This is a genomic window from Microbacterium sorbitolivorans (genome assembly GCF_003327285.1).
Lineage (GTDB): Bacteria > Actinomycetota > Actinomycetes > Actinomycetales > Microbacteriaceae > Microbacterium > Microbacterium sorbitolivorans.
Genome location: NZ_KZ848476.1, coordinates 229,926 through 247,878, shown reverse-complemented (window position 1 = coordinate 247,878; position 17,953 = coordinate 229,926). Strand labels below are relative to the sequence as shown.

The window sequence follows — 17,953 nt, the reverse complement described above, 5'->3', positions numbered from 1 at the left end:
CGCGCGGCGAGGCAGCGGGCGCGGCCCTCACCCCTCGTCGATGAGGGCCGCGAGCTCAGTCAGGAACGTCGGGAGGTCCGCCGCGCGGCGGGTGATGCGGCGCGCGTTCGCCGGATCCGCGAACACGTCGACGAGCTGCTCGAACACCGTCTGGAATGCGGGCCGGTCGGATTCGCTGAAGGCCACGAAGGCGACGACGTGCACGCGGTCGCCGTCCCAGTCGATGCCGTGCTCGTTGATGCCGACGGCGATGGCGGTGCGGGTCGCGGTCATCGTGAGGGCGTGCGGCACGGCGAGCGACTCGGTAAACGCGGTCGAGCTCACGCGCTCGCGCTCGAGGGCGCTCTCGACGTAGGCGTCGTCGATGATCCCCTCGGCGACCAGGGATCCGCCGAGCGCGGCGATCGCCTCGGCCGGGGTCGTGGCGTTCATGTCGCGCACGAACGCCCCCGGCACGAACCAGCGCTGAATCTCGGAACGCAGCGTCGCGAGCCGCAGCTGGCGCCGCACCCGGCTCGCGGCGTCGGCGATGCGGACGATGTCGCGCTCCGCGAGGAAGGGCGGGATCACGACCGCGCGCTCAATCCCGGGGACGTGCGCGGGCGGATCTACGGTCGTGAAAACGAGGTCGGTGTCAAACGCGGCCCAGTCGGGGTCGTAGCTCGTCGAGACCTCGGTGACGCGCACCTCACCCGCGAGCGACCGCTCGAGGTGCTCGCGCAGCTGGCGCCGCATGGCGTCCATCCCGGGGCACACGAGCGTCACGGTGAGGCGCTCGCGGGCGTCGCGGCCGGGCTCGATGGCGGTGCCGAGGTGCATCGCGATGTCGGTGATCTCGTCGTCGGGAAACTCGGCCCCGAGGTCGCGCGCGAGGTCGCTCGCGATCGCGACGGCCATCTCGAACACGAGCGGCGACGCGGCCTTGAGCGAGCGCGTCATGGGGTTGCGCGAGAAGAGCTGCTCTTCGGCGCGTTCCTGGAAGTTCTCGATGTGCAGGGCGAGGCGCGAGACGAGCGTGTCGCGCGCGAGCGCGACGCCGTGCACCCGCACGACCGAGTCGACGGCGCGCCGGACGGCGGCCTCGATCGCCGGATCCGCGGTGCGGGCGCCCTCGGATCCGGGGTCGACGATCGAGAGCATCGCGAGCGAGGCGAGGTGCAGGATGTCGCCCTCGCCGAGGACAACGCCGAAGCGCTCGCGGGCGATCTCGCCGACGATGCGGGCGACGCGGGCCCGCTCGCCGGAGGCCTCGTCGAGGGCGCCCTCGAGGGGGTGGCCCTGCGCGACGCGGTCGGCGGCGATCGCGATGCGCACGACGACGTCGGCGGCGGCGAGCTCGTTCACGCTGTAGCCGAGTCCCGAGAGGCCGTCGACGAGGTCGCGGCCCGACTCGGCGAATGCCTCGGTGTCGAGGCCGAACTTCGAGGCCTCGCGGCGCACGGCGGCAGGATCCATCGAGTCGTCGTGCACGATGCGGCCGATGAAGCGGCGGCGGGCGAGCTCGGATCCGTCGAGGAAGACCACGGCAGCGTCGCGCCGGTACGCGAGCCCGGTGCCGCGGAGCAGGGCGCGGATCCGGCGGAGGTCGCCCTCGATCGTCGCGGTCGAGACGTGCATCTCGAGCGCGGTCTCGAGCACGTCGACGCCGTCATCGGATTCGAGGAGGCGGCGGACGAGCAGGCGCGATCGCTCGCGCGGCGCGTCGCGATCGGGCTCGACCTCGTCGATCTCGAGGTCCACGGCATGGGGCGTCGCGCGGTACCCGAGGGGGCCAGACTCGATCGCCTCGGGCGTGAGCTGGTTGATCGCGGTGACGTAACTGCGGACGCTCCGAGGGGTCACCCCGAGGTGGTCGGCGAGGTATCCCGCGGTGACCCATTCTGAGCGGCGTACCAGGATGTCGAGCATCCTCGCTTGTCGTTTTTGGGCCACGGATCCAGTCAACCATCAATACTTCACCGTTTTCCGCATGCCCCGGAAAGACATCTCCATTGCGGCGAAGCCAATCCCCCGACAGGATGAGACGAAGAAGGAGACGTGAGTCGATGAAGATCGTCGTGATCTGTGGCGCGGGCGCCTCGAGCACATTCGTGGCGACGCGGATGCGTCGCGCCGCAAAGACGATCGGATTCGAGGCTACGTTCTCTCCCTCACCCCTGGCGTCGTTCGCCGAGCAGGTGGGATCCGCTGACGCGGTTCTCGCCGGAGCTCACCTGGGCGGCGCCTTATCTGCCGTGCACGCGCAAGCGCGCGAGCACGGCGTCCCCATCGCAGTACTCCCGGCCGATATCGCGCAGGACCGCGAGGGCATCCGAGCCCTCGAGATCGCGCGTGATCTCGTCTCCAGGATCCACGACGGATCCACCTCCTGAAAGGAACCATCATGGCCACTCGCACCGTTACCGTCGCCAGCTCGCACGGACTGCACGCTCGCCCCGCGAAGCTCTTCAGTGAGGCAGCCAAGAACTCCGGACTTTCCGTCACGATCGCCAAGGGCGAGGGCAAGGCGGTCAACGCCGCCAGCATCCTCGGTGTGATCTCGCTCGGCGCCAACACGGGCGATGTCGTCACCCTCACGGTTGAGGGCGACGGCGCGGAGGGCGTGCTCGACCAGCTCGCCGCCATGCTCGAGACCGACCAGGACGCCTGATCGTGACCGCCGAGATCCGCGGCACCGGCATCGGTTCGGGTATCGCTCAGGGCCCCGTCGCCATCATGGCGTCGGCGCTCGAGGCTCCCACCTCTGCCCCGTCGTCGCGCACGCCGGACGAAGAGAAGACCGCTGTCGCTGCCGCGGTCTCGGCCGTAGCCGCCGAGCTGAACGCGCGCGGAGAGCGCGCGGGCGGTTCGGCCCAGGACGTGCTCGAGGCCCAGGCCATGATGGCCGAGGACCCGACGCTCGAAGAGCTCGTGCACGCCAAGATCGACGAGGGTTCGACGGGCGAGTACGCCGTCTACACCTCGTTCAACGAGTTCGCCGAGCAGCTCAAGGAGATGGGCGGATACCTGGGTGAGCGCGCGGCCGACCTGGCCGACGTCGCCCAGCGCATCATCGCCCACCTGCGCGGCGTCTCGGCGCCGGGCGTGCCCGAGCCGGGCCACCCGTTCGTGCTCGTTGCCCCCGACCTCGCCCCCGCCGACACGGCGCTGCTCGACCTCGACCAGGTGCTGGCGGTCGTCACGACCGACGGCGGCCCGACCTCGCACACGGCGATCCTCGCCCGCGAGAAGGGCATCATCGCGGTCGTGGGCACGGGCGAGGCAGAATTCGTCGAGGGTCAGACGGCCATCGTCGACGCCTCGCAGGACCTCGTGATCGCGGATCCGTCGGACGAGCAGCTCGCCGACGCGGCGCAGCGCGCGGCCGACCGCGCGGCCGCGCAGAACGCGCCCATCACGCCGGGCGCGCTGGCGGACGGCACCGCGGTGCCGCTGCTCGCGAACCTCGGATCCCCGGCCGGCGCCTCCGACGCGATCGCGCTCGGCGCGGAGGGCGTGGGCCTGTTCCGCACCGAGTTCCTCTTCCTCTCGAGCGACGAGGCACCGTCGGTCGAGAGCCAGAAGGCCAGCTACGTCGAACTGCTGTCTGCCTTCGACGGCAAGAAGGTCGTTGTGCGCGCACTCGACGCGGGCGCCGACAAGCCGCTCCCGTTCCTCACGGACGACAGCGAGGAGAACCCGGCGCTCGGCCGCCGCGGGATCCGCGCGCTCGCGCACCGCGAGAACATCCTGCGCGACCAGCTGACGGCGCTCGCGCAGGCCGACGCCGAGACGAACGCCGACCTGTGGGTCATGGCCCCCATGATCGCGACGGTCGACGAGACCGAGTACTTCGTGTCGCTCGCGAAGGAGCTCGGGCTGAAGACGACGGGCGTCATGGTCGAGGTTCCCTCGGCCGCGATCCTCGCGACGGAGGTCCTCGCGATCGCCGACTTCGCCTCGATCGGCACGAACGACCTCGTGCAGTACACGATGGCGGCCGACCGCCTGCTCGGATCGGTCGCACACCTGCAGAGCCCGTGGCACCCCGCGGCGCTCCGCCTCATCCAGATGGTCGCCGACGGCGGCAAGGCAAACGACAAGCCTGTGGGAGTCTGCGGCGAGGCCGCCGCGGATCCGCTGCTCGCGGTCGTGCTCGTCGGCCTCGGCGTGAACACCCTCTCGATGTCCCCCTCGGCTCTCGCGGATGTCCGCGCCGAGCTGAAGAAGCACACCCTCGAAGACGCGCAGCGCATCGCTGCCGCCGCCCTCGCCACCGGCAATGCCGACGGTGCGAAGGCTGCGGCGCGCGCAGCAGCGTAACCCTCGCGCAAGGAATCGATATGTCTACCGAAACAGCCACGAAGGCGCCGGGCGGTCTCCGCACTGGCGTGCAGAAGTTCGGCACCTTCCTGTCCGGCATGATCATGCCGAACATCGCAGCGTTCATCGCCTGGGGTCTTCTCACAGCGCTCTTCATCCCGACCGGATGGCTTGGCGTGGAAGGACCGATCGAAGCTCTGCGCTGGAGCGGGTCCGAGGGTCTCGCGGCCATCGTCGACCCGACGATCTTCTACCTCCTGCCGCTGCTGATCGCCTTCACGGGCGGCAACATGGTCTACGGACACCGCGGTGGCGTCGTCGGCGCTGTCGCGACGATGGGTGTGATCGTCGGTGCGGCCGGCACCATCATGTTCATCGGCGCAATGATCGCGGGCCCTGGCGCCGCATGGCTCCTGAAGATGGTCGAGAAGCTCTGGGACGGCAAGATCCGACCCGGTTTCGAGATGCTCGTCAATAACTTCTCGGCGGGCTTCGTCGGATTCTTCGCAGGGCTGGCGGCCTACTTCTGGCTCGCGCCGCTCGTGAAGGGCCTCACCGACGTTCTCGGCAAGGCCGTCGGGTGGCTCGTTGACACGGGCCTGATCCCGCTCGCGAGCGTTATCGTCGAACCCGCGAAGGTGCTGTTCCTCAACAACGCCATCAACCACGGAGTGTTCACGCCGATCGGTGGAGAGCAGTCGACCGCGATCGGTCACAGCTTGCTCTACCTCGTCGAGGCAAACCCCGGCCCGGGCGCCGGTCTGCTTCTCGCCCTGACGGTCTTCGGCGTCGGCGCTGCGCGCGCCACCGCGCCGGGCGCGTTCATCATTCAGTTCCTCGGCGGCATCCACGAGATCTACTTCCCGTACGTCCTCGCGAAGCCGATTCTGCTGATCGCCCTCATCGCCGGTGGTGCCTCGGGCGTTGCGACAAACCTCATCTTCAACTCGGGCCTCGTGGCCCCCGCCTCGCCGGGTTCGATTTTCGCCGTGCTGATCCAGACGGCCCCGGGGAGCCACCTCGGCGTGATCCTGTCGGTCGTCATCTCGGCGGCTGTCACGTTCGTCGTCTCGATGCTGTTCCTCCTCGCGAGCCGCAAGCGCGACCTCGCAGCCGACGCCGCCGGCGAGGATCGTCTCGCCGCCGCCGTGGCGCAGACTGAGAAGAACAAGGGCAAGGCGTCGTCGGTTCTCGGCGGCCTCGCCGGCGCGGGCACGGCGACCGCAACGAAGATTCAGAACGTGATCTTCGCCTGCGACGCGGGTATGGGTTCCTCGGCCATGGGCGCGGGCGTGCTGCGCAAGAAGGTACAACAGGCCGGTATCACCGGTATCAGCGTGACCAACAAGGCGATCGCGAACCTCGACGGATCGGCCGATCTCGTCATCACGCAGGCACAGCTCACCGACCGCGCCAAGATGAAGGAGCCCGACGCGATCCACGTCTCGGTGGGCGGCTTCATGAACGCGCCCGAGTACGACGAGGTCGTCGAGATGCTGCTCGCGCAGCAGAACGGATCCGCCGGGGCGGCCCCGGGTTCGGATCCCGCTCAGGCGGCTCCGGTGACGGATCCCGCTCCGGCGGCTCCCGCCGCAGCACTCGCCGCCGAAGCACCCGAGGTGCTCGCGCGACAGAACGTGCGGATCCACGAGGGAACGGCGACGCGGGACGAGGCGCTCAAGGAGGCCGCGGGCATCCTCGAGGCGGCCGGCGCCGTCACGGGCGACTACTTCGAGGCCATGAAGGCGCGCGAAGAGACGGTGTCGACCTTCATGGGCAACGGCCTCGCGATCCCCCACGGCACCGACGCGGCGAAGGACGCGGTGCTCGGATCGGCGCTCGCGGTGATCCGCTACGACGGCGGCGTCGAGTGGGGCGACGGCGACGTCGCGACGTTCGTGGTCGGTATCGCGGGTAAGGGTGACGCGCACCTCGAGATCCTGCAGTCGGTCGCGATCCAGTTCGGCGACGACGACACGGTCGCGCGGCTCCGCGCCGCGGAGACCACCGGCGAGCTCTACACGCTGCTGAAGGGCGGTATGGCATGACGAAGAAGGCAGTCCACTTTGGCGCCGGCAACATCGGCCGCGGCTTCGTCGGAGCGCTCCTCCATGAGGGCGGCTACGAGATCACGTTCTCGGACGTGGCGGCTCCCCTCGTCGAGGCGCTGAACGCGGCCGACAGTTATGTCGTGCACGAGGTCGGCGACGGCGGTCGCGACGTGACGGTCACGGGCTTCTCGGCGATCAACAGTGCCGAGAACCCCGAGGCGGTCGCAGCGGCGGTCGCGGCGGCGGACGTCGTGACGTGCGCGGTGGGTCCGACGATCCTGAAGTTCGTGGCGCCGTCGATCCTCGCGGGGCTCCGCGAGCGCTCGGACGACGCGGCTCCGGTCAGGGTCATGGCGTGCGAGAACGCGATCGGCGCGACCGACACGCTGCGGGGCCACATCGAGGAGCTCGCGGGCGACGACTGGGCTGCGCTGTCTGCGCGCGCGGTGTTCGCGAACACGGCCGTCGACCGGATCGTGCCGGGGCAGCCCGAGGGCGCCGGAATCGATGTGACGGTGGAGCCGTTCTTCGAGTGGGCCATCGAGCAGGGTCCGTTCGCGGGCGATCTGCCGACCATTCCGGGGGCGCACTTCGTCGACGAGCTCGGCCCGTACATCGAGCGAAAGCTCTTCACGGTCAACACGGGCCACGCGGCCACGGCCTACCTCGGTGCGCGTGCGGGCTTCGAGAAGATCTCGGACGCCCTGGCGGACGAGGAGGTCGAGCGCCGCGTGGCGGCGGCGATCGCCGAGACGAGCGCCGTCCTCGCGGCGAAGCACGGCTTCGCGGAGGAAGACCTCGCGGAGTACCGCGCGACGATCCTGCGCCGCTTCAAGAACCCGGCGCTGCCCGACACGGTGCAGCGGGTGGGGCGCCAGCCGCTGCGCAAGCTGTCGCGCCACGAGCGGTTCATCGGCCCGGCGGCGGAAGCCGCGGAGCGCGGGCTCGGAGTGATGGGCCTGCTGACGGCGATCGACGCGGCGCTGGCGTTCGACGACGCCGACGACGCGCAGGCGGTCGAGATGCGCGAGAAGCTCAGCAGCCTGGACGCCGACGCCTTCACGGCCGAGGTGACGGGCCTTGACGCCGAGCACCCGCTCTACGCCTCGGTGCGCGACATCGTCGCCCGCCACACGGCGTAACGCGTTTCACGAACGGGCACGGGATCCTCGGATCCCGTGCCCGTTCGCGTTGGTGGGTGGTTTCTCGCCATTACCGTCACAGAACGACTCGGTCTGTGCGACGTGCACGACCTCGTGGCAGAGTTGCGGCATGACCACGCTCACGACGCTTGTTGGCAACCCTCAGCCCTCCTCCCGCACCCTCGCCGTCGCCGAGGAGTTGGCGTCGCAGGTCTCGTCCCTCACGGGAGCGGAGCGCGACGACACCATCGACCTCGCGAACGTCGCGAAGATCATCTTCGATTACCCCTCGGACGAGATCGACGCGCTGATTGCGCGCGTCGCCCGCCCGGGGATCCTCGTGGTCGCGACCCCGACGTACAAGGCGAGCTACACGGGCCTGCTGAAGTCGTTCCTCGACCGCTACGGCGCAAACGGTCTCGCGGGAGTCACGGCGATCCCGGTCTTCACGATCGGCTCCCCCGCGCACGCCCTCGCTGTCGAGCACACGCTGCGCCCTCTGCTCGTCGAGCTCGGCGCGAGCGTTCCAACCCGCGGGCTCGCCTTCCCGACCTCGAACTTCGACGACCGCGCGAGCATCATCTCCGAGTGGCTCGAAGGGCAGAAGGCGGCGCTGGTCTAGTTCTCCACTCTCCTGCGCGCAGGACGTGGCGGGCGTGGCGCCGTCGCCTTTCTCGAAGCTCAAAGCCGTAGCAGGCCGAGCACATCGTCTCGCCGGGCCGGCGCCACTCGCGAGAGGGCCGAGACTCCGCCGATGTTTCGCCGGTGCTGCGCAAGCGGTGCGTGGGTTTATGTTGCCCCGAGGTCCCGCGGGGCCGGGGTGACATCCGTCCTATTCCCGCCCCGAGGATCATCTGCATCGGGATACGGCGGATCATTCCAGTAGTCGCGATACTCCGGAACCGGTTCGGGTTCGGGTTCTTCTCGGAAGAAGACCCTGCTCGGTGGTTCCGTCTCGTATGTTCGGCCGGTCGGGCTCGTCCACTCGATGACGCCATCGTCGAGCTGCCGCATCCGCCAATCCGACTGATGCTTCATCACGTGATGCGCCTCGCACAGGCAGGCGAGGTTCGACATCGTCGTGCGGCCGCCCTCGGCGAACGCGTGCGTGTGATCAATATCTGCCTTGCGTGCGGGCAGAGTGCACCCGGGGAACCGGCACGTGAGGTCCCTGCCGATCAGGGCGCGTTTCTGCCACGCCAGGGGACGGTAATGGTCGATCTGTTCGACCTGCCCCGTGTCTGGCCGGTAGAAGAGCCGGTCCCATCCCGGCGCCGCTCCCGCGAGGTGGCGGGCCGTGTCGGGTGAGATGAGGGTGCCGGCGTCGAGCCACGCGGCCCCGTCGTCGGGGTCGAGGATCATCGTCGACGGGATCGTCACCTGCACTTCGGCCTGGATGTTCGACAGTGTCGCGTCGGTGCCGGCCGCGTAGAGGTCATGCCCGGTGGGCTCGGCGCCGAGGAGGATGTCGACGAGGACGTCGGTGCGGACTTGATCGAGGGTGCGGTGATCGGTCGCGGCGGTGAGGGCCGGGTTCGGTGCATCTTCCTGCTGGCCCACGCTCGACGTGCCGCCATCCTGTGCCGCGCCCGGCGTACCGTCGCCACCAGCCCGCATTGCCCGGCACCGACAAGCCTCCACATCACACTCCGCCCCGACAGGGTGCCCGACCTTCCGCCGGTACTGATCCCGCACCCGGGTCCGATCCTGCTTGATCACCTTCGCAAGCTTCGTCGCACGGTCATACACCGCATGAAGCTCCAGCGACGGCCCATAGATGCGCAGATCACTCATGCCGTCATCGCGGTCGGTGATCGAGACGTACCGGCGCTTCCGCACCAGCGCGTGCCGCTCCCTGGGCGACATCTCCGCCGCCTCGGCCGCCCGCTTCTTCGCGACCCGCGACAGGTCGCCCGGCGTCATCTCGGCCGCGATCGGCGCCGTCGAGGCGTCGAACGCCGCCCGCGCGTCCGGCTCCAGCAGGGAACCGGCCTCGACCACGACGCGCGCGTGCTTCGCCGAGATCGTGCCCTCGCCGAGCGCCGCGTGCGTCTCGGGATAGTCGTGAGTGAGGAGTTCCGCGTCTTCCATCGCGTGCTTCGCCGACGCCGGATGCGTGTGCGTCGCCGCCGCGACCTCCGCCGCCATCGCGCGGCGAGCGTAGTCGATGCCGTCGGGGTTCGCCGACCTCTCGCCCGCCGCATGCGCGATCGCCGCGAGCTGCGAAAGGGCCGTGGCCTTGAGCGCCTCAAAACGCGCGATCGCCGCGTCAAACCGGGTCGTTGCGTCGACGAGCAGGCCCGCGATCACACGCTCTTCGGCGGTGAGCCCGTCGAGTTCGAGTGTCGCGTCCTTGTTCATACCTCAAGTTTAGAACAAAACTACTACTAATGGAAGACCATTATTAGAAGAAAGTTTCGCATGCGCCCCGCGCCACGACCATCATCGCAACAACCACCGACAAAGCAGCGGCTAAAAAGCCCCGATCAGCGCCTCATCAAGCCCCGCCAGAGCCCCGGTGTCATAGGTCGACGTCGACACGAGAACCTCGTCCGCTCCCGTCGCACTCACGAGCCCCTCGAGCCGCGCCGCGACCTCCCCCGGCGTCCCCAGGATCACGCCGCGCAGGTGCTTCTCCACCCGCGCGCGGACCGCATCCGGCCAGCTCTGCGCGAGGATCCGTTCGGGCGACTCGAGCGGGCCAAACTCCCCCGTCCGGCGCGACATCGCCATCGCCCAGGCCTCGGGCAGCGCGAGCTCGCGCGCCCGATCGGTCGAGGAGGCCGCGAACGCGTCGACCGACAGCATGACGTGCGGGGCGGATCCGCCAAAGCCGGAACGGTACTCCGCCAAGAGCCCCGGCAGCTGATCGCTGAAGACCATCGGCCCGCCGATCACGACCGGCAGCCCCAGCCGAGCCGCCCGCGCGATCCCGGAGCGCGACGCAAGCACGTGAACCGGCACCGGATCCGTCTTCGGGCGCGCCGTGATCGGCGCCCGCGAAGCGAGGTATTCGAGCACCTCGCCGATCTCGCCGTCGACCTCGGCGTCCGAGATCTCCTCGCGCCGCAGCGCCCGGCGCACCGCCGGCGTGAAGCCGAGCGACGTGCCGATACCGAGGTCGATGCGACCCGGGTAGAGCCCCTCGAGCATGCGAAACTGCTCCGCGACGACGAGCGGCTGGTGCTGCGGCAGCATGACGCCGCCCGAGCCGAGGCGGATCCGCGATGTCACCTGCCCGATCGCGGCCAGCAACACCGCCGGCGCGCCCGATGCAATGCCCGGCACAGCGTGATGCTCCGCGACCCAGAAGCGGTGAAAGCCCAGTTCCTCGGCCCGCCGCGCCCGAGCGATCGTATCGTGCAGGGCCTGGCCATCCGGATCCCCGGCGCGGGTACGAGAACGGTCGAGGATGGAGAGGATCACATCAGACTCAACCAGGGTGCCGACACCCCTATTCCGCGCGCGAACGCACAAGAATTACCCGAGCGGATACGAAATAACGTAGGCGTTCGGGTAAATCTTGTGCGTTCGGCGGGGAAAAAGAGCGAGACCTACGCCCGCTCGAACCCATCCTGGATCAGCTCGATGAGCTCCTCGCGCTGCTCGAGCGGGAGGAAGGCACTGCCCGCCGCGTTCAGCTGCAGCGTCTCGAGATCCTCGAGGCCGTACTCGAAGGTGTCGACCAGCAGCGCGAGCTCGCGCGTCAGCGTCGTGCGGCTCATGAGGCGGTTGTCTGTGTTGACCGTCACGCAGAATCCGAGCTGGTAGAGCAGGTCGAAGGGGTGATCCTCGATCTTCGTGCCCCACTGCGCGATCGCGCCCGTCTGCAGGTTCGACGACGGCGACACCTCGAGCGCGATCTCGCGGTCGCGCACCCAGGTCGCGAGGTCGCGCAGGCGCACCCGCACCTCGTCGCCCTCCGCCGCGATCTCCTCGAGGTCCTCGGCGATGCGCACGCCGTGCCCGAGGCGCAGCGCGCGCCCGTCGAGCAGCGCCGAGTTGATCGAGTCGAGACCCGCCGCCTCGCCCGCGTGAATCGTCACGGGGAAGAACTCCTGCGCCAGCAGGTCGAGCGCCTCCTGGTGGTCCGAGGCCGGGAAGCCCTCCTCCGGGCCCGCCAGGTCGAAGCCGACCACCCCGTCGTCGCGGAAGTCGAGCGCGAGACGCGCGATCTCGAGCGAGCGCGAGCCCTGGCGCATCGCCGACAGGATCTGGCCGACGCGGATCGAGTGGCCGTTCGCGTCGGCCGCGTCCTCGCCCTCCTCGATGCCGTCCTGCACCGCCTGCACCGCGTCTTCGAGCGAGAGACCGCCCTCGAGGTGCTGCTCGGGCGCCCAGCGCACCTCGCCGTAGATGACGCCGTCGTTCGCGAGGTCCTCGACGTACTCGCGCGCGACGCGCGTGAGGTTCTCGGCCGACTGCATGACCGAGATCGTCAGGTCGAACGTCTTCAGGTACTCGACGAGGGATCCGGCGTTCGCCTGCTCGGCGAACCACTCCCCCAGCTCGCGCGAGTTCGCGGCGGGCAGGGTCGCGCCCTGGGCGCTCGCGAGCTCGAAGACGGTCGAGGCCCGCAGCCCTCCGTCGAGGTGGTCGTGGAGCGACACCTTCGGCAGGCTGCGGATCGGCACACCCTCGACGCTTGCCTCTCGGCGGGGGCTCTGGCGCTTGTGCTGGGGGCGGGACATGGGGTCTCCTTGCTCGGGGGTGCTCGGGTGTGGAGGATCAGGCGGAGGCGATGCGTTCGCGCACGATCGGGGTCGCCTCGGGTGCGCTCTCGCCGATCTCGTAGGATCCGGAAAGCGCCTCGAGCGCGCGGTCGAAGCGCGCCGGGTCGTCGGCATTCAGAGTGAACAGGGGTTCACCCTTCTTCACGGCGTCGCCGGGCTTCGCGTGCAGGTCGATGCCCGCGGCGTGGACCACCGGATCCTGCGCCCGTGCGCGGCCCGCGCCGAGGCGCCAGGCCGCGATGCCCACGTCGTACGCGTCGAGGCGCGTCATGACGCCATCGCGTTCGGCGGTGACGACGTGCGTCTCCTTCGGCGTCGGCAGCGCCGCGTCCGGATCCCCGTCCTGCGCGCGGATCATCGCGCGCCACGTGTCCATCGCGCGGCCGTCCTTGAGAGCCTCCGCCGGATCCGCATCGATGCCCGACATCTGCAGCATCTCGCGGGCGAGGGCAACCGTCAGCTCGACGACGTCGGCCGGGCCGCCGCCGGCGAGGACCTCGACCGACTCGCGCACCTCGTTGGCGTTTCCGGCCGTGAGGCCGAGCGGCGTCGACATGTCGGTCAGCAGAGCCGTCGTGTTCACGCCCGAGTCGGCGCCCAGGGCGACCATCGTCTCGGCGAGTTCCTTCGCCTTGGCGTAGTCCTTCATGAACGCGCCCGAGCCGAACTTCACGTCGAGCACGAGCGACTCGGTGCCCTCCGCGATCTTCTTCGACATGATGCTCGACGCGATCAGCGGGATCGCCTCGACCGTGCCCGTCACGTCGCGGAGCGCGTAGAGGCGCTTGTCGGCGGGGGCGAGCCCCGATCCGGCCGCGCAGATCACGGCGCCCACGGGGCCCTGCATCTGCGCGAACATCTCCTCGTTCGATAGCGCCGCGCGCCAGCCCGGGATCGACTCGAGCTTGTCGAGCGTGCCGCCTGTGTGGCCGAGGCCGCGGCCCGAGAGCTGGGGAACGGCGACGCCGTAGCTCGCCACGAGCGGAGCGAGCGGAAGGGTGATCTTGTCGCCCACGCCGCCGGTCGAGTGCTTATCGGCGGTGCGCTTGCCGAGGCCGGCGAAGCTCATGCGCTCGCCCGACGCGATCATCGCGTCGGTCATGACACGGATCTCGTCGCGGGTCATGCCGTTGAGCAGCACCGCCATCGTGAACGCCGACATCTGCGCGTCCTGCACGTACTCGCGCGTGTACGCGTCGATGAGCCAGCGCAGCGCGGGCTCGGAAACGGATCCGCCATCGCGCTTGGTGCGGATAATGTCGACAGCGTCGAACGGTTCGGCCATGGTCTACTTCACCTTCTCGAGGTCGCGGGGCCCGAACGTGTCGGGCAGCACCTCATCGATCGTGCGGATGCCGGAGACGGTGTCGAGCAGCGTCTCGGCGGTCGAGTGTTCGTACAGCAGCTGGCGACAGCGCCCGCAGGGCATGATCACGTCGCCCTCGCCGTTCACGCAGACGAACGCGACGAGCGTGCCGCCGCCCGTCATCGCGAGGTTCGAGATCAGGCCGCACTCGGCGCACAACCCGACGCCGTAGGACGCGTTCTCGGTGTTGCACCCCGAGACGATGCGGCCATCGGAGGCGTATGCCGCCGCGCCGACCTTGTAATTCGAGTACGGCGCGTACGCGTGCTGCATGGCAGCGATCGCCGCCTCGCGCAGCGTCTTCCAGTCGATGTCAGCCATGTCTTACCCCTTGATGTACGGCTCGCCCGAGGCCGCCGGCGGGCGCGAGCGCCCGACGAGACCCGCGACGGCGAAGAGCGTCACGACGTACGGCAGCATCAACATGAACTGGCTCGGCACCGGGGAACCGATGACCGAGAAGATGCCCTGCAGGTTGGTCGCGAAGCCGAAGAGCAGCGCCGCGAGCGTCGCGCGGATCGGATCCCACTTACCGAAGATAACCGCGGCCAGCGCGATGAATCCGGCGCCGCCGGTCATCTCGCGGCCGAACTGCGGGTTCGACACGAGAGTGTAGAACGCGCCGCCCATGCCGGCGATCGCGCCGGCGAGCATCACGTTCCAGTAGCGGGTCGCGGCGACCTTGATGCCGACGGTGTCGGCGGCCTGCGGGTGCTCGCCGACCGCGCGGAGCCGCAGGCCCCAGCGGGTGCGGTAGAGACCGTACGCGACGACCGCGACGACGACGTACATGAAGTACGTGATGATCGTCTGGCGGAAGAACACCGGGCCGATGACGGGGATCTCGCTGAGCAGCGGTATCGGCAGCGCCGGGAACACCGTCGGCGAGTTGTACTTCGACGGGTCGTCGCTCATGACGGTGCTGAAGAAGAAGGTCGTCAGGCCGATCACCAGCACGTTCAACACGACACCGACGATGATCTGGCTCACGTAGTAGGTGATCGCGAAGACCGCGAGCACGAGGCCCACGAGCAGGCCGGCGATCATCGCGGCGATGAGGCCCGCCCACGGCGTGCCCGTCATCGTTCCGACGAGGGCCGCCGTGAAGGCGCCCGCGAGAAGCTGTGCTTCGATCGCGATGTTGACGACGCCGACGCGCTCGCCGATCACGCCGCCGAGGGCGCCGAAGATCAGCGGGGTCGCGAGCGTGAGCGCGCCGCCCAGCAGGCCGATCATCGGCAGGGTCGCGCCCGCCGAGGCCCAGGTGAGGAAGCCCACCAGCAACACGATGACGTAGACCGTGATGAGCCAGAGCGGGATCCGCTTGCCGGCCCGCGTCCAGACGGCCGCGAGCACGGTCGCGGCCGCGAGGAGGACGACGCTCACCCACGCCGTCGCGTTCGACGGCAGGACGAGGTCGGGCACCTGGATCGCCGCGGCGTTGCTGCGCACGAGGCGGAACGTGCTGTGGCCCTCGCGCGGCGCCGCGATCGGCAGCAGCGCGAACAGCAGCGTGAAGACCGCGAAGATGATGGGCGTCTTCCACGAGCGCACCGTGACCTGGCGCTGCTCGTCGCTCACGACGGTTTCGGCGACGGCGGTCATGCCGACACCTCCTTCTTCGAACGAGACTTCTTCTGTTTCTTGTTCTTGCGGCGGCCGTCGGCCTGCGGCAGGCCGAAAACGGCCCGCACGAGCGGCGGCGCGGCGATGAAGAGCACGATGAGCGACTGCACGACGAGGACGACCTCGTTCGGCACCTGCTCGGCTGCCTGCATCCAGAACCCACCGGCCTTGAACGCGCCGAACAGCAGGCCCGCGAAGAGGATCCCGATCGGGGTCGAGCGGCCGAGGAGCGCGACAGTGATGGCGTCGAAGCCCATGCCGGCGTCGATGTCGCCGCCGAAGCCCGTCGGCACGGTGCCGAGCACCTGCGTGACGCCGGCGATACCGACGAGGCCACCGGCGATCAGCATGACCGTCACGTACGAGCGGCCCACGTTGATGCCCGCCGTGCGGGCCGCGTCGGGGTTCTCGCCCACGGCGCGCAGGCGGTAGCCGAGGCTCGAACGCTCGAGCAGCCACCAGGTGAAGATGACGGCGACGATCGCGAGGATCACGCCGGCGTGCAGGCCGAAGCCGCTTCCGAGGAGCTGGGGCAGGCGGGCCGTGTCGGCCATCGCCGCGGTCTTCGGGTTGCTGGATCCGGGCGCCTGCAGGATGCCCTGCGTCGCGAGCATCCACGCGAGGAGGTAGAACGCGATGTTGTTGAGCATGATCGTGAGGATCACCTCGTGCGCGCCCGTCTTCGCCTTCAAGAGGCCCGCGATACCGGCCCAGAGGCCACCCGCGATGACGCCAGCGACGATCGCGACGACGAGGTGCAGCCCGACCGGCAGGTCCATGTAGGCGCCGACGTAGCCCGCGGCCGCAGCCGCCATGAGCATCTGGCCCTGGCCACCGATGTTGAACAGGCCCGCGCGGAACGCGAGGCCCACGCCGAGGCCCGCCGCGATCAGCGGCGTCGCGAACTTCAGCGACTCGGTCAGCGGCTTGATGCCCGCCGCGAACGTCGAGGCGTTCGTGTTGTAGATCGCGCCCTGGAAGAGCGCGACGTAGGCGCCAGAGGCGGCCTCCCAGATCGCGACAAAGGTGTCGCCGGGGCGGGCGAAGAAGTACCCCGCCGCGGCCCGCACGCCGTCGTCGGTCACGGCGATAAGAATGGATCCGGCGATCAGCGCGAGCACGACCGACAGCACGGCGATGAGGCCGTTACCGGTCGTGATGGCGCGGAAGGCCTGGTGCCAGCGCGATGGCTGGTTATCGGCGGTGCTCATTCCGCCACCTCCGATGCGGTCTCGTCGATCATTCCGGCCATCATCAGGCCGAGCGTCTCGCGCGGGGTGTTGCCGGGAACGATGCCGACGACCTTGCCGCGGTACATCACCATGATCCGGTCGGCGAGGGCCGTGGCCTCGTCGAGCTCGGTCGAGATCACGATGACGGGGATCCCGCTGTCGCGTGTCGCGACGATGCGGGTGTGGATGAACTCGATGGATCCGACGTCGACGCCGCGGGTGGGCTGCGCCGCGACGAACAGCGCGAGGTCGCGGCTCAGCTCGCGGGCGAGCACGACCTTCTGCTGATTACCGCCCGAGAGGCGGCCGGCCGCCTGCTGCGGTCCCTGCGTGCGAATGTCGAACTCGGCGATCTTCTCGCGCGCGAACTCGTCGAGCACCCGGCGCTGGACGTTGCCGGCCGAGACGAAGGGGGCGCCGTGCGAGCGGTCGAGCATGAGGTTCTCGGCGATCGAGAACTCCTTCACGAGGCCGTCGATGCTGCGGTCCTCGGGCACGAAGCCCACGCCCGCCTCGAGGATGTCGCGCACCGTGCGGCCGATGAGCTCGTTTCCGTCGAGCACCACGCTTCCGCTCACGCGATCCTGCAGGCCGACGAGCGCCTCGGTCAGCTCGGTCTGGCCGTTGCCCTGCACGCCCACGATCGCGAGCGTCTCGCCGCCGCTCACCGAGAACGACACGTCGTCGACGGTGACCTGCCCGGTCTCGTCGGTGACGGTGAGGTTCTGCACGACGAGCGCCTCGGATCCGAGCTTCGGCGCGTCCTTGTGGACCGTCAGCTCGACCGCGCGGCCCACCATGAGCGACGCGAGCTCCTCGTTCGTCGCGGTCGGCGACGCCGTGCCGACGATCTTGCCGAGGCGCACGACCGTGATGCGGTCGGCCACCTCGCGCACCTCGCGGAGCTTGTGTGTGATGAAGACGATCGACGTGCCGGCGTCGCGCAGTTGGCGCATGGTCGCCATGAGCTCGTCGGTCTCCTGCGGCGTGAGCACGGCGGTGGGCTCGTCGAAGACGAGAACCTTCGCGTCGCGCGAGAGCGCCTTGATGATCTCGACCCGCTGCTGCACGCCGACGGGGAGATCCTCGACAACCGCATCCGGATCCACGTCGAACCCGAAACGGTCGGAGATCTCGCGCACGCGCTTGCGCGCCGCCGCGAGGTCGAGGCGCCCACCGAACGCGGTCTGCTCGTGACCGAGCATCACGTTCTCGGCGACCGTGAACACCGGGATCAGCATGAAGTGCTGGTGCACCATGCCGATGCCGGCGGCCATCGCGTCGCCGGGGCCGCTGAAGTGCTGCACGACATCGTCGAGCAGGATGTCGCCCTCGTCGGCCTGGTAGAGGCCGTAGAGCACGTTCATCAGCGTGGACTTTCCCGCACCGTTCTCACCGAGGAGCGAGTGAATCTCGCCCGGTTCGATCGTGAGATCGATGTGGTCGTTGGCTGTCAGCGCGCCGAATCGCTTCGTGATGCCGCGCAGTTCGAGCTTCATAG

The 17,953-nt window shown here is 69.4% G+C and carries 15 protein-coding genes; 6 read left to right on the top strand and 9 right to left on the bottom strand.

The annotated features are described in order from the left end of the window. Positions 1-27: 27 nt before the first annotated feature. Positions 28-1,908: a BglG family transcription antiterminator gene (locus tag DTO57_RS12655; RefSeq protein WP_114118588.1), complete on the bottom strand. Its 1,881-nt coding sequence runs from the start codon at positions 1,906-1,908 to the stop codon at positions 28-30. Between the two features lie 137 nt (positions 1,909-2,045). Between DTO57_RS12655 and DTO57_RS12650 the strand changes: the two genes are divergently transcribed. From DTO57_RS12650 to DTO57_RS12625, 6 genes are all read left to right on the top strand, one after another. After that, positions 2,046-2,372 (top strand): PTS sugar transporter subunit IIB, encoded by a 327-nt coding sequence (locus DTO57_RS12650; protein WP_162785768.1) that lies wholly within the window; start codon positions 2,046-2,048, stop codon positions 2,370-2,372. Between the two features lie 11 nt (positions 2,373-2,383). Then, a complete protein-coding gene (locus DTO57_RS12645; protein WP_114118586.1) occupies positions 2,384-2,650 on the top strand; it encodes an HPr family phosphocarrier protein in 267 nt (88 codons plus the stop codon). Then, the gene (gene ptsP / locus DTO57_RS12640) at positions 2,650-4,302 is read left to right on the top strand and encodes a phosphoenolpyruvate--protein phosphotransferase (protein WP_114118585.1); all 1,653 of its coding nucleotides are present in this window, start codon (positions 2,650-2,652) and stop codon (positions 4,300-4,302) included. Before DTO57_RS12645 ends, ptsP begins: the two co-directional genes overlap by 1 nt. 20 nt (positions 4,303-4,322) lie before the next feature. Beyond that, on the top strand, positions 4,323-6,350 hold the full coding sequence (locus tag DTO57_RS12635; RefSeq protein WP_114118584.1) for a PTS mannitol transporter subunit IICBA: 2,028 nt from the start codon (positions 4,323-4,325) through the stop codon (positions 6,348-6,350). Continuing rightward, positions 6,347-7,495, top strand: coding sequence for a mannitol-1-phosphate 5-dehydrogenase (locus tag DTO57_RS12630; protein WP_114118583.1), 1,149 nt, complete (start codon positions 6,347-6,349; stop codon positions 7,493-7,495). Before DTO57_RS12635 ends, DTO57_RS12630 begins: the two co-directional genes overlap by 4 nt. A gap of 130 nt (positions 7,496-7,625) precedes the next feature. Further along, entirely contained in the window at positions 7,626-8,117 is a 492-nt protein-coding gene (locus DTO57_RS12625; RefSeq protein ID WP_114118582.1) for an NADPH-dependent FMN reductase, read from the top strand. Between the two features lie 167 nt (positions 8,118-8,284). On the opposite strand, the gene DTO57_RS12620 is transcribed toward DTO57_RS12625, so the two are convergent. From DTO57_RS12620 to DTO57_RS12585, 8 genes are all read right to left on the bottom strand, one after another. Then, positions 8,285-9,856: an HNH endonuclease signature motif containing protein gene (locus DTO57_RS12620; RefSeq protein ID WP_114118581.1), complete on the bottom strand. Its 1,572-nt coding sequence runs from the start codon at positions 9,854-9,856 to the stop codon at positions 8,285-8,287. A gap of 111 nt (positions 9,857-9,967) precedes the next feature. Then, positions 9,968-10,921, bottom strand: coding sequence for an MsnO8 family LLM class oxidoreductase (locus DTO57_RS12615; RefSeq protein WP_114118580.1), 954 nt, complete (start codon positions 10,919-10,921; stop codon positions 9,968-9,970). Between the two features lie 128 nt (positions 10,922-11,049). Continuing rightward, positions 11,050-12,186 carry an adenosine deaminase gene (locus DTO57_RS12610; RefSeq protein WP_114118579.1) on the bottom strand — a complete coding sequence of 379 codons (1,137 nt, stop codon included), beginning with the start codon at positions 12,184-12,186 and terminating at the stop codon, positions 11,050-11,052. A gap of 37 nt (positions 12,187-12,223) precedes the next feature. Then, the gene (locus tag DTO57_RS12605) at positions 12,224-13,513 is read right to left on the bottom strand and encodes a thymidine phosphorylase (protein WP_114118578.1); all 1,290 of its coding nucleotides are present in this window, start codon (positions 13,511-13,513) and stop codon (positions 12,224-12,226) included. 3 nt (positions 13,514-13,516) lie between these two features. Then, positions 13,517-13,915 carry a cytidine deaminase gene (locus tag DTO57_RS12600; RefSeq protein WP_114118577.1) on the bottom strand — a complete coding sequence of 133 codons (399 nt, stop codon included), beginning with the start codon at positions 13,913-13,915 and terminating at the stop codon, positions 13,517-13,519. A gap of 3 nt (positions 13,916-13,918) precedes the next feature. Further along, positions 13,919-15,199 carry an ABC transporter permease gene (locus DTO57_RS12595; RefSeq protein ID WP_114118576.1) on the bottom strand — a complete coding sequence of 427 codons (1,281 nt, stop codon included), beginning with the start codon at positions 15,197-15,199 and terminating at the stop codon, positions 13,919-13,921. Continuing rightward, a complete protein-coding gene (locus DTO57_RS12590) occupies positions 15,196-16,431 on the bottom strand; it encodes an ABC transporter permease (protein ID WP_114118575.1) in 1,236 nt (411 codons plus the stop codon). Before DTO57_RS12590 ends, DTO57_RS12595 begins: the two co-directional genes overlap by 4 nt. Beyond that, positions 16,428-17,951, bottom strand: a complete 1,524-nt coding sequence (locus DTO57_RS12585; RefSeq protein ID WP_114118574.1) for an ABC transporter ATP-binding protein — start codon at positions 17,949-17,951, stop codon at positions 16,428-16,430. The genes DTO57_RS12590 and DTO57_RS12585 overlap by 4 nt, the downstream gene beginning before the upstream one ends. Between the last annotated feature and the right edge of the window lie 2 nt (positions 17,952-17,953).